This window comes from Enterococcus moraviensis ATCC BAA-383, assembly GCF_000407445.1.
In the GTDB taxonomy this organism is placed as follows: domain Bacteria; phylum Bacillota; class Bacilli; order Lactobacillales; family Enterococcaceae; genus Enterococcus_L; species Enterococcus_L moraviensis.
In genome coordinates this window covers 62,052-74,915 of sequence record NZ_ASWB01000005.1, presented here as the reverse complement: position 1 = coordinate 74,915, position 12,864 = coordinate 62,052, and the positions used below count along the sequence as shown (strand labels likewise).

Annotated in this window: 13 protein-coding genes; 1 reads left to right on the top strand and 12 read right to left on the bottom strand. The window is 35.0% G+C overall.

Going from position 1 to position 12,864, the window contains the following annotated elements; all coding sequences use genetic code 11:
- Window positions 1-249 precede the first annotated feature (249 nt).
- From I586_RS15865 to udk, 10 genes are all read right to left on the bottom strand, one after another.
- A complete protein-coding gene (locus I586_RS15865) occupies window positions 250-1,224 on the bottom strand; it encodes a Gfo/Idh/MocA family protein (RefSeq protein WP_010763869.1) in 975 nt (324 codons plus the stop codon).
- 247 nt (window positions 1,225-1,471) lie between these two features.
- Window positions 1,472-1,813: a type II toxin-antitoxin system PemK/MazF family toxin gene (locus tag I586_RS15860; RefSeq protein ID WP_010763868.1), complete on the bottom strand. Its 342-nt coding sequence runs from the start codon at window positions 1,811-1,813 to the stop codon at window positions 1,472-1,474.
- Between the two features lie 526 nt (window positions 1,814-2,339).
- Complete coding sequence (locus I586_RS15855) at window positions 2,340-3,785, bottom strand: PASTA domain-containing protein (protein ID WP_010763867.1); 1,446 nt, start codon at window positions 3,783-3,785, stop codon at window positions 2,340-2,342.
- A complete protein-coding gene (locus tag I586_RS15850) occupies window positions 3,778-4,452 on the bottom strand; it encodes an ABC transporter ATP-binding protein (protein ID WP_010763866.1) in 675 nt (224 codons plus the stop codon). Before I586_RS15850 ends, I586_RS15855 begins: the two co-directional genes overlap by 8 nt.
- 12 nt (window positions 4,453-4,464) lie before the next feature.
- Window positions 4,465-5,949, bottom strand: coding sequence for an ABC transporter permease (locus I586_RS15845; protein WP_010763865.1), 1,485 nt, complete (start codon window positions 5,947-5,949; stop codon window positions 4,465-4,467).
- Window positions 5,950-6,040: 91 nt separating this feature from the next.
- Window positions 6,041-6,676, bottom strand: a complete 636-nt coding sequence (locus I586_RS15840; protein ID WP_244147895.1) for an ATP-binding cassette domain-containing protein — start codon at window positions 6,674-6,676, stop codon at window positions 6,041-6,043.
- 44 nt (window positions 6,677-6,720) lie between these two features.
- The gene (locus I586_RS15835; RefSeq protein ID WP_010763863.1) at window positions 6,721-8,070 is read right to left on the bottom strand and encodes an ABC transporter permease; all 1,350 of its coding nucleotides are present in this window, start codon (window positions 8,068-8,070) and stop codon (window positions 6,721-6,723) included.
- A 57-nt stretch (window positions 8,071-8,127) separates the two neighbouring features.
- Complete coding sequence (locus tag I586_RS15830) at window positions 8,128-9,219, bottom strand: sensor histidine kinase (RefSeq protein WP_010763862.1); 1,092 nt, start codon at window positions 9,217-9,219, stop codon at window positions 8,128-8,130.
- The gene (locus I586_RS15825; RefSeq protein WP_010763861.1) at window positions 9,210-9,878 is read right to left on the bottom strand and encodes a response regulator transcription factor; all 669 of its coding nucleotides are present in this window, start codon (window positions 9,876-9,878) and stop codon (window positions 9,210-9,212) included. The genes I586_RS15830 and I586_RS15825 overlap by 10 nt, the downstream gene beginning before the upstream one ends.
- A gap of 174 nt (window positions 9,879-10,052) precedes the next feature.
- Window positions 10,053-10,682 (bottom strand): uridine kinase, encoded by a 630-nt coding sequence (gene udk / locus I586_RS15820; RefSeq protein WP_010763860.1) that lies wholly within the window; start codon window positions 10,680-10,682, stop codon window positions 10,053-10,055.
- A gap of 145 nt (window positions 10,683-10,827) precedes the next feature.
- Between udk and I586_RS15815 the strand changes: the two genes are divergently transcribed.
- Window positions 10,828-11,280, top strand: a complete 453-nt coding sequence (locus I586_RS15815; protein WP_010763859.1) for a GNAT family N-acetyltransferase — start codon at window positions 10,828-10,830, stop codon at window positions 11,278-11,280.
- A 50-nt stretch (window positions 11,281-11,330) separates the two neighbouring features.
- On the opposite strand, the gene I586_RS15810 is transcribed toward I586_RS15815, so the two are convergent.
- A complete protein-coding gene (locus tag I586_RS15810; protein WP_010763858.1) occupies window positions 11,331-12,014 on the bottom strand; it encodes a YjjG family noncanonical pyrimidine nucleotidase in 684 nt (227 codons plus the stop codon).
- A complete protein-coding gene (locus I586_RS15805; protein WP_010763857.1) occupies window positions 12,004-12,759 on the bottom strand; it encodes a 16S rRNA pseudouridine(516) synthase in 756 nt (251 codons plus the stop codon). Before I586_RS15805 ends, I586_RS15810 begins: the two co-directional genes overlap by 11 nt.
- Window positions 12,760-12,864: the final 105 nt, after the last annotated feature.

Below are 12,864 nucleotides of genomic sequence, written 5' to 3'. Positions count from 1 at the left end.
TTAAAAAAACAAAAAAGAAGACCGAAGTCTTCTTTTTTGCCACAGTATTTATAAAAATAAATAGATAAAATCTTCTCCACAAAAATATTTATCCGACACGCCTACATCCGGTAGGTATGATTAAACATATGTGCCTCTGTTGTTTTGTCAATCACTAGCCGTCAAAACGGAACAGCCTAAGCTGTCTGATTGAGTCAACTCGTCGCATGAGGATTACTTTAACACAGATATGCAGCGATTGCAATCTCTTTATGCTTTATCCTCTTCTTTTTTCCATTTGTTATAAAATCCTTCTACTAAACGAACCGTTTCGATCGTCATCTTTCTGGTCATGACAGGACTTTCTCTTAGTTGATTTTGAAGACAGTTATTGACATGTTCTATCTCAAAGACAAATTCACTATCAGACCCACCCGTCAATCGTTCTTCACTGCCATCTTCATAATAAATAGTCGCTTGCTTTGTCTTCCAAAAATTTGGAATCTCTATCCGACCTTTTTCTCCGTAAATCGTCAGCTTACTTGGAATATCAAGTTTTACCGAGATAAAAATAGAACCTAAAACTTGATCAGCGAACTTTAAAGTTAAATTAACTTGATCATCTGTCCCACCGTCCATTTTTGTGGCATTGCCCTGACATTCTTCAATTGGTTTCCCTAATATAAATTGCATATACTGCAATGGATAACTTCCTGAGCCATGCAATGCACCACCACCTGCATCCAATGAATGAAACCAAGCGATATGCTCTACACTCGGATAAGTCGTTACAGATTGAAGCCAATGTACTTTTCCAATTTTATTTTGTTGAATCACTTTTTTCACTTGTAGACTAATTGGTAAGAAAACAGATTTTTGGGCCTCCATTAAGAAACAAGCATTTTTTTCTGCCAATGTAAAAAGTTCTTCTGCCTCTTCCACATTTAGAGTAAAAGGTTTTTCTACTAACACATGCTTTTTATGCGTCAATGCCAATTTTGCCGCTTCATAATGCCCTTTATTATATGTTGCCACATAAATAATATCGATTTCATCATCCTCACATAATTCTTTATACGTGCCATAAGCTTTAGAAATAGTTAATTCTTCAGCCATATCAACAGCATTTTCTAGGTTACGTGATGCAATCGCCACGACTTCTCCGTCCGCGCTTTTTCTGATCCCTTCCACAAATCTTGGAACGATTTGTGCTGTACTTAAAATGCCATAACGTATCTTCTTCATCCTTATCGACTCCTTTGCCTATACTATAGCGATAACTATTGAAAAGTTCAAAAGTTCTATTGGCTTCCCCTATTTTTTCACACAAAAAGCCTAAAACAAAACGAAATGCAGGTTTTGTCTCAGACTTCGATAAATCTTTACATTAAAAAATAATAGGCGTAAATTGCTTGTGTCGTGATTATTCTATTTTTACGATTCGCAGTTTACGACTATTTATGTATATCTTCCCCTATGTATCACTCTTCAATCAACGAATACCAATGCTTATTTTCAGTGCTTGGTTGACTTTCAGCATGTCCTCTTCTTCTAATTGACAAATTTTGTGAAGAATTCGTTCCTTATCCAATGTTCGGATTTGTTCCAACAATACCAAAGACGGTGTCATACGGTCTTCATGTGGTATATCCACTTTGACCTGTGTTGGTTGCATTTTCTTATTCACGTTCCTAGTAATAGGCGCAACAATCAACGTTGGACTAAATAAGTTCCCCTTATTATTTTGAATAATCAATACTGGTCTAATTCCTCCTTGTTCTGAACCAACAACCGGTGAGAGATTGGCATAAAAAATTTCTCCCCTTCGCATCATAATACTTTATCACCCCTAACTAAAAAAACCACTTTCGTGTAAATTATATCATGCTTTTATGAGGAAATTTTTCAATATTTTATACTAATCATGGAAATCTTTGATAAACTCTATAAAAGGAAAATTCCATGAGAAAATACTTTACACTATTCGTTCCAAAAAAAAATGTAATTTATCTGAATTTTTCCATGCTATTTTCTTTATTACTTCCTCCAAAATAGTGTTAAATTACATTTTAATAATAAATATATTGACTTTAAAATGAATAATGCTATAACAACGTGGTTAAATACTTAAAAGACAACAAATACTAAGCATTTAAAACGGATGTTTTATCCAATTATTTATGCAAAAATTATCATTTATCTTTGAACAAATTATTAACAATCCTATTCCTTGATTTTACAAAAATAAACGTGTAAATAAATTCTCATCAAACTTTTATTTTTCTACTTTTCTTTCCGATCCTTTAAATGAAAAAGATACCATAGGAATCGACTACTTCCTATGGTATCTTTTTCTATTATTACGGCGAATCATTTACGTCTTTTTCATTCTCAGTTGAATCCTTCTCAGAGGATTTAGGTACTGGATTGGAAGCTCCTTCTAAATTACCTAAACTGATATCTAAGGCTACTGTATAATCTAATGGTACATACAAGTTATATGCACTCATTCCTACAACTGTACCTTTAGGTTCTGCAGAATCAACATATCTAACTGTATATTGAATAGTTGCACCTTTTGATTGAAATTCATCATAAAATTGTTTTTGTAAATCGCCTTCTAATGTATTCCCTCTTAAATCTTTGAGGTAGGGTTGACCAGCTGAATAATAAACCTTTACTTTTAGATCATCTTTACTCGTCAACTGAGTTCCTGCTTCAACACTTTGGGAAACCAATTGTCCGTATGGAACATTATTCGTATAAATACTTTTCGCTTGGACAGTTAATCCCTCTACCGCAGTTGTTGCGTCTTCCGGTGTATAGTCAGCAAAATTGGGCACTGTGTATCCTTTGCCTAAAGATACCGTCACAGTCAAACTATCCTTTTTAGCTACCTTTTGGTCTTTTGCAACACTTTGAGATATAATGCTTTCTGCTGGAATTTCTGCGGAGCTTGCTTCTTCATATGTTACTTTTATATCGTTGGTTTTAGCCCAGCTTTCAACTTCCGTCTTCATTTTTTTAGTAAAGTCGGGAACAGAAATATTTTTTTCAAAGGTCTCTTTTCCTTTAGAGTAATACATATTCGCTTTGTCTTTGCGCTTGTAGTTTTCTTTTGAGACTTCTTTATTCACGATCTCAAATCGAGCGGGCTTGCCTTTTTCTAGAGTCTCGCTATATTCATCAATTAAAGAAATATTTTCTGCTTTATTTTCTTTGATCCACTTTTCTACTTCCGATTTTTTCATTGTCATAAAATCAGGAAGTGTTAGTTTTTCTTCTGGATCAGCACCTAAACTTGCTACAACAGTTAATTCTGACCCTTTTTTGATTTTGCTCGCTTTTTTTGATTTTTGCGAAATCACCTTGTTGGTCTCTATTTCTTTATCGTATGTTTGGTCGACTTTTAATTTTACTTTATTTTCAGTGGCCCAAGTTCTTGCTTGTGCAAGATCTTTTCCTGTAAAATCAGGAAGTTTAACATGCGTCGCTTGATAATAAATGAAAAACAGGAGACATAGCGCTGCCAGAATCCCTGCACCAATCATACGAAATTTTTGTTTTCTTTTCTTATGATAGGTCGGATCGATTTCCATTTCATCCTGTAATTGGCTACTCCTTGTTTGAGAAGGTGTTTCTTGTGCTGCTTTAGTCGATTCCATGGGTATTTGAGATTCTGGTCTATTGATTGGTCCGATTTTTTCCTGTGGATCATTGCTGTTTGAATCAGAAGACTCTCGTGCCTTTTTTTCCTTCGTATTATCGTAATTTGATTTATTGAAATTAGATAAAAAATCACTCATTCAACATCAACTCACCTTGCTTTAGAAAATACGTTTTATCTGATTGTTTTGCGATTTCATTTGAATGTGTGACAACAATTACGCATTTATTATGTGTTTCCGCCAAATCTTTAAAGATATCAACAATTTCTTGTTCCATTCCCTCATCAAGGTTTCCTGTTGGCTCATCAGCAAGAATGATATCCACATTTGTGGCTAATGCTCTAGCAATTGCCACACGTTGTTGTTCCCCACCAGATAATTGCCCGACTAAACGATCTGCTTTGGCTTTATTAATGCCAATGTAATCCAATAGGTTATACGCTACTTCACGATTGTCTTTTGGCATATCATTATCTGTTATCGACATTGCGACCAAAACATTTTCCAATGCGGTTAAATACGGAACTAGATTATAACTTTGAAAAATAATACTAATATCATCTCTGCGGTACTTCTCTAAGCCAATATTCTTGATGTTTTGCCCTTTATACAACACTTCACCAGATTTCGGCTCATCTAATGCACTAATTAACGAGAGAAACGTTGTTTTTCCTGAACCTGATTGCCCTAAAATCGTATAAAATTGTCCTTGATCAAAATTGATTGACGTATCTTGTAAGATCATCCGTCTTTTATCGCCATCTTGATAAAAGTAGCTTACGTTTTTTGTCTGTAAAATTGTCATATTGGTTTCCTCCTACATCATGATTTTCTTTGGATTTAACCGCAGTACATAAGTCAACGGTAAAACTGCAGATAATAGAACTGTACTTAATCCTGCAATCAAAAAGCTCACGATATAGCTAATTGAGAAGGTCACTTCATATGCATTTGAAACATCTTCTGTCGTTAACGTCGAAACGCTCGCTCCACTAGCCCCAATCATCATTGTGCCACCGTTACCAGCAGTATCCCCTACAGTTGAAAATGCATCACTGGCAATCAATGATTCTGAAACCATTTTCCCAAGAAAATTCCCTGTAATCAGTGATAAACACATCGCGATCAAACTAATAAGTAGCAATTCGATTAGAATCTGCTGCATCACTTTCGCTCTCGTTTCACCTAATGATAAATAAATACCCAATTCGTGTTTACGGTCACGTAAGAAGAGAATCACCACTAGTGAAATAATCAGCAGTGTTGCACCAATTGCTAAAAGAACAACATAGCCAGAGATTTGCGACATTTTTTTAAATGTACCACCAACTTGATCATACTGATCTGTTGATGCAGTTAACTTATACCCTTCTGGAATCAATGATTTCGACTCTTCTTTGAAGGCCTCCACATCTTCCGGTGTCTTCAGTACATAAACAGGGGTAATTTGATTCATATCCTCTTCCGTCATGTCTGTTCCATCCGCTTTTTTGTAACGGTCTGGTAACAAGGTTTTCCCTTTTTCAAATTCTACTTTATTGATAGTCATCACGGCATCATTAGGCATATAGATCGTATTAAATTGCTCTGTTTCCATAAATTGCTCTTCGATTCCTTTTTGATCTTTTCCGTCCGATTTTTTCTTCTCAACACTAGTAGGTTCAAATATGCCAATGATCTCTACAGGATGATCTTGGCTCGCTAACTGTTCCATTGATCCATCTTGTTTAAAATCCATGACTGAACTATCTAAAACCACTTTATCCCCAACATTGAATCCATTTTCTTCTGCTAATTTTTTCGAAATAACAGCTACATCCTTGCCATTATTGATTTCCTCTTGTTTAAATAGTCTACCTTCGACTAGATTCACTTTCTTATCCTTAAAATCTAGAGGTTCTAACAAGTTGTTTCCTTTAAGACTCAACGTTTTAGGCATACCACCCATCACCGCAGAGTTTTCCATTTCATAGGTTTTGATTTTATCCACAAAAAGACTCGTTTTCACATTATAATCAAATTCTTTAACATACGCAGATTTGCCTAATTTTTTTACGTCTTCTACTTTTAAAGCTGTCGGTGAAAAAGATTGTCCTTCATCCATCATTTTTTGATAATCTAACTCAACACTTACTGTTGCACCTAGGTCATGTTTTATTTTCTTTTCAACGTTGGCTGTAGATTGTTGGATTGCAATTGCTCCTGCTATCACGTTACCTAATATTAAAATGACAGCAAATAAAATAATTGATTTTCCTTTTCTCCTTGTAACACTACACAATGCTCGATTCCAATAGTTCATATACTCTTCCTTCCTACTTAAAAACAATGTAGAAATGACTTAATTCGCTATCGCAACACTATTTCATCGAGTCAACAACACTGGATAGACTCTAAAGTTTTCCATTTGCTACATTGTTTTTAATAAATGATAGTTTCCCACCATTCAATCCCCATAATTCATCAACTCCTTCTGCAATTGCTTTGGATTGCGAAGTGATGATAATACACTTGTTTTCATTTTCAGCGTATATACGGATATATTCCATCACCATTTTTAGTGAAAGTTCACTTAATGATTCCATAGGTTCATCGATCAAGACGATTTTCGGATCATTGATCATGGCTTTGGCTAAATAAACTCGTTGCTGATTGGCAGTAGATAATTTTTTGATCTTTTGGTTTGCCAGTTTTTTGTCGATTCCCACTTTTTTTAAGGCTTCATAAAAAAAGTCATTACGCTGTACCTGCATAGTCGCATTAGGCGTACACAAATTAAGTGTCGTCAAAGCTGTTTCATTTAAAAGTACATTATACTGTTGAAAAATCGTGCCAATTTCCTGTTGCCGATAAAGATCTCGATCAAGTGTCTCAAGGTTTTGATGTTTAAAAAGAATCGTACCCGAACTAACGGTGTCCATTCCTGCAACAAGTGCTAGCAATGTCGTTTTTCCTGCGCCAGGTTTTCCTAAGATGCCATAAACGTTCCCACGAGAAAAATCGATCGTTACATTATCCAATACAGTCACGTTGTTTTTTTTATGCGTATATACTATATTTTTAAGAGAGAGAATCATGATTCATCGATGTTCCTTTCTAACAAAAATTCAATCGGTTCAAATTTGAAAATCTTATAGGCTTCAATGGAAATAATCGTCATCAAGAACAAGCTGGTAATACCGATCATAAAAACAAACGAATAATTCGTGAGCATCATAGGAATCGTTGTGATCGATTCTACTTTTCCATTGTCCATAACGCTGAACAATTGAGCCACATTCCCCATCATTTGTTTTTGATTCTTTAACTGCCAATCTGCAATCGGTTGAGTGACTAAACGAGCAGTCATGAAGGCTAAACTAAAACTGATTATTGTACTAACGCCTAATTCAATTAAACGACTTTGAATCAGTTGGCTTTTAGTGATCCCTATATTACGCAACACATAAATATCTGTTTGTTCTTGTTTGAATTTTCGAATCGAGAACAATGCTAGACTAAAATTACCAAAAATCAAGAAGCTCAAAAGAATAGTTCCTGACAACGTTCCTACCCCATTAACCGGACTTAAAAGCATGTCCATATTCGCTTCATTTGTCATGACATGATACTCATCAGGTAGCCCTTTTTTCTGTAACTCTTTCAAAAAAGCGTCGAAATCAGATCGATTCTTTAATTCATAGGCCACATTGTTATAGCCATATTCTTCGAAACTTTTGGTTGCTTGTACTGTCTCTAAATTTGTATAAATATTATTTTCCTGAATACGCATCAACTCATTAACCTCTTTTGAAGCAGTTTGTTCTTTAGGTTGATAGATTCCAGCAATGACCAACACCTTTTTTTCAGGTACTTGATTGCCGATTACCGTTACCTGAATCGAATCGCCTATTTTAAGCTGATTCAACTTAGCTAACTCAGCACTGATCAAACATTCATTCATTTTTAGATTTGCACGCCCCGTACTGATTTCCATGTCACCTTGTAAGAACTCTGTTTTAAGTTCTTGTGTATCAACACCAAACCAACTCGCGATTGATGGATAATAATTTTCCTTCACCTCATCGCCATCCATTTTTTGAACTTGTAATGGACTTGATTCTGAATTTGTCTTTAACGTGTCAAATGATACTGGAAAGTTTGCAGCCATTCGGGTTCCATTTACATATTTCGATTCGCCAAATTTGAGATACTGTTCTTTCGTTAGTTTTTTTTCATGCGTAAGACTACTTAAATCTGGTTCAAGAATGGTTACTAGGGTCATAAACTGCTTACTGTAATTTTTTGCAAAAACTTTAGCAGATGTATACACAGTACTTGTTACTACCGTGCCTAAAATTAAAAGAAATAAAATGATACCAACTAGTAAATAACGCCAAGTGTGTCTTTTAAGATTTAAGAAAGCATGTTTAAAGACGAACATGTTCTTGCTCTCCTCCTTCCTTGTTTCCACAATACCAAATCAATTGTTAACTGAATGTTAACTTTCAGAAATTTGTGGAAAAGATAGATAAAAAGTCGCCCCTTTATTCTCTTCACTTTCAACATAAACAAATCCTTTACATAGGTCACATACGTGGGAAACGACTGATAATCCAATGCCATATCCGTCCTGTTTCAAGCCATTGATTCGATAATTATGATTAAAAATTGCCGTATGAACGTCAGAATCTATCCCTTTGCCATGATCTTTGATTTCAACGATAATACTCCCTTTTTGATTAGTAACAGAAACTTCGACGGGTTTATTGTCACCATACTTGATTGCATTATCTACTAGATTTGAGACTGCACGATAAATCCAACGATTCTTTCCTAAGATCAGTGTTGCATCGATTTCATCAAAAGAAAATAGAAGGTTAGGATAACTTTTACGATAGGTATCGCAAACCTCTGCACAAATCAATGAAACATCCACCTGTTCACTCATTGCTTCTTCCGTGCTATTGGACAGAGTCAAAATATCATCAATACTATCTGTCAAACGGTCTAATATAAGTAAATTCCCAGTTTCATTTTGTTTCAATTCCAGATTAGCCCTTAAAATCGCAATTGCATTTTTTTGCTCATGTGTGAGGTAGCTACTAAGCCTTTTATAATCATTTAGATTCCCATCAAATTTATCTTTTAATTGTTGAAATGCTTTTGCGACTGATTTATCTTCAACTTTTTCCTCTGAAAATTTTTCCAAAAATTGCAAATCATGAATGATCGAAACCATTTGCTTTGTATAAATTCGCCGTAAGACAACCCATAAAGTCATCGTTAACACTAAAATAGCTGAACAAACGATCAATATGATCATTGGTAAATACTTCAGTAAACTAGTCAAATAAATATCATCCAACGCCTTTGTACTCACCATTTCAGATGCTTTAAGTTCGACCGTTGCAGTTGGTTGTAAAATCGCTTCTTTTGTATCATTGACTACATAGATAGCCGAACCGATAGACTGACCAATATTTAGTGAACTCCAGTTGCTTTTCACCGCGAAAAAACCACCACTAATAATCAAAATGACAAAAAATGCAAAGGTCAAAACAGTTAAACTTATCTTCAAATTTACTCGCATAATTGGTATCCTTTCGCTCGAATTGTTTTAAGTAGCTCTTTTCCTGATGCTTGCACAAGTTGTTTTTTCACTCGGGCAAGATGGACCCTAAGTACAGAAGAAAAGGGGTCAAAGTTTTCGTCATAAACATGTTCCGCAATTTCTTCTGTAGAAACTACCGCTGGATGTTTTTGAGCAATACATAATAAAATATCAAATTCTTTAGGTTTTAATGCCACTTCAGAATTGCCATAGCATACAAACCGTTTCACTGGATCGATCGTTAACAAACCAATCTTGATATGGGGAGAGGTTCGCCCATGAAAACGCCGAACCACTGCGCGAATGCGTGCCACTAATTCCAGTAATTCGAACGGTTTTACTAAATAATCATCCGCGCCAAAATCAAGTCCTTTTGCCCGCTCTTCGATTTCGTCTCTAGCTGTGATAATAATAATTGGACTATCTATGCCTGACTCTCTTAAAAAATTTAAAATCGACAACCCGTCTTTATCGGGTAAATTTAAATCTAATAAAATCGCATCATACCTATTCACATAAGCCTTTTCTTCTCCCTCTAAACCAGAAAAAGCAAGATCCACCACGAATTTTTCTCGTTCTAATCCTTTTTGTACTGATAATGCCAATTCTCGATTGTCTTCAATAATTAATATTCTCATCGGTCTCGTTCCCTTCAAAAAGCCGACCTAGTCGCCAATAGTTATCTCATAAGATACTATACCTAAGAATGATTTGTCTACGATTCATTTTTTGCTCTAAAATAAAATAACAAATAATCCGTAATTCTACTTAGTATTTCCAAGTACAATTACGGATTATTTTAATTCATTTACTTACACTTCATTTAAAATGCTCGCCACTTTAGTAGTAATCAAATCAATGGCTACGTGATTTTCTCCACCTTCTGGCACAATCACATCTGCATAACGCTTCGTTGGTTCAATAAATTGATGATACATGGGTTTTACTACAGTCAGATATTGTTCAATAACAGAGTCTAAGGTTCTTCCACGTTCTTCCATATCACGTTTGATTCTGCGAATGATGCGCATGTCGTCATCTGTATCAACATATAACTTAATATCCATCAATTCTCTTAAACGACTATCTTCTAAAATTAAAATACCTTCTAAAATAATGACCTCTTTCGGCTCTTGGACGATAATGTCTGAACTTCTCGTATGTTCAACATAATCATACACTGGTTTTTCAATCGATTGATAGTTTAATAATTGTGTTAGATGCTCAATCAACAAATCTGTATCAAATGCAAACGGATGATCATAATTCGTTGCTAGTCTTTCTTCAAAACTCAGATGGCTTTGATCTTTATAATAAGAATCTTGTTCCAGCATCATGATTGAATGGTTTGGGAAATGATTGAAGATTGCCCGACTGACACTAGTTTTCCCACTGCCGGAACCGCCAGTAACACCAATCACGATTGGTTGAGTATTTTTCATTCAACGAAACCTCTCTCTTATGTGTAATAGTCATAATAACCTTTTTCTATTATAATAGAAACGAGCAAGAAAACCACAATTTTATCTATTTAATTAAAAAAAACTGTTCATTTATTCAATCCATTTATTAGAAAGGAACAATGCCATGATAATTAAAGAAATCCAAGAATTTCAAGCTATTCACTACGACCTATTATTATCAGCTGATCCAGACAAACAATTGGTTGAAGACTATATCAAACGTAGCGTTTGTTTTGATGCTATGTTTGACGGTAGTCCAGTAGGTATTTTAGCTTTGCTCCCTACTAGACCAGAAACTTTAGAAATCGTCAATATTGCTGTATCAGAAACATATCAAGGCCAAGGAATCGGCGAGAAATTGCTTCAATTTGCACTGAGTTATGCTAAAAATAGCCAGTACAAAACCGTAGAAATCGGCACGGGTAGCACTAGTTTTGGTCAATTATATCTGTATCAAAAATGTGGCTTCCGGATGACGAGTATTGATCGAGACTTTTTTATTCGTCACTATGAAGAAGAAATCGTGGAAAATAAGCTGATTTTAAAAGATATGGTTCGTTTAAGTATGGATGTATAACCTAAAAAAAGAGAACAAGCCTCTAGCAAAGCGCTTGTTCTCTTTTGTTATTATTCTAATACAGTAAAGATCTCATCCAAACGACTGATTTCATATGTTGGTTGAATCTCTGAATGGGCTGGTTGTTTTGAAGGATTTAACCACAATGTTTGAATTTTAGCTAAGTTTCCACCTTGAATATCGGATGCCAAGGAATCCCCAATGATCATCGTTTTTTCATGTTCAAAATTAGGAATTCGGTCAAACACATAATCAAAATATTCTTTCATCGGTTTTTGATAGCCTACTTCTTCTGAAACAAAAATATCGTTAAAAAATTCAGTCATATTTGAATCCTTTAGTCGTTGATACTGCGTCTTTGCTACACCATTTGTCACAATATATAAGTCATAATCAGGTTTCAAACGCTCAATAATCTCTTTACTGTTGCCCAGTAAATCGTGTCCTTGACTTAAATGATAACGATATCGTTCTCCCATTTTTTTGCCATCGACTGTCTTATTCAACTGATCAAACAATAAGCTAAAACGAGTATCTGTAACTGTTTTTTTGTCTGTCTTTCCTTGTTCGAATTCCCGCCATAATTGACTATTGATTTGTTTATAAGTTGCTTCTATTTCATCCGTCAATGTTACCTCTTCTTCTTCAAAAAGGGCTTGTAATGCTTTTTTTTCTGTTGCTTGAAAATCTAGTAATGTATCGTCCACATCAAATAATAATGTTTTAAATTTCATGTTCCACTCTCTTTTCTTTTTTATGAATCGTAAAATAAGGCAGTAACTCCTGCAGTTCTTCTTGGTTTAACGGCCGATATGCTCCTATTTCAAGGGTAGGATCTAGTTGAATCGGTCCCATCGATAATCGTTTTAAATAGATCACTTTTTTTCCCACAGATAAAAACATTTTTTTGACCTGATGGAATTTGCCTTCCGTGATGTCTAAATAGACGTGACTTTCATTGTTTTCTGAAGCTAAAATCGTCAATGTTGCTGGTTTACAGGTTGTCCCATCTGAAAAGATGATTCCTTCAGCAAATACGTTACAGTCGTTCGTTGTCAGCATTGCATTCACTCTAACTTCATACCTCTTTGAAACCTTTTTATGCGGCAACAGTAGTTGATATCCAAGCTGACCATTATCTGTAATCAGCAACAGACCTTCTGTGTCACGATCTAAACGACCAATAGGATACAGCCCTGTTCGTTGATCACTTTGACTGATTAAATCAATAACAGTTTGATGGCGGGTATCCTTGACAGCGGTCACAACGCCTTGAGGTTTATTCAACATATAATACACATGGGATTCTTGTTGAATTTTTTTATCCCCAACATAAATTTCTTGCAAGGCTGCATCTACGTTTAAACTTTCATCCATGACAATCTGTCCATCGACCCGCACTTGTTTACTGCGGATCAGTGTTTTGACTTTTCTTTTGGAACCTATTTTTTCTACTTCCAATACTTTATCTAAACGCATTTACTTTCCTCTTTTCATCTAATATTTTAGTATAAACTTTAAAGAATGAAAAGAAAACAAGCCGATTAAGCAAAACATATTCGCCCTATTCATTCTTTAAGTACT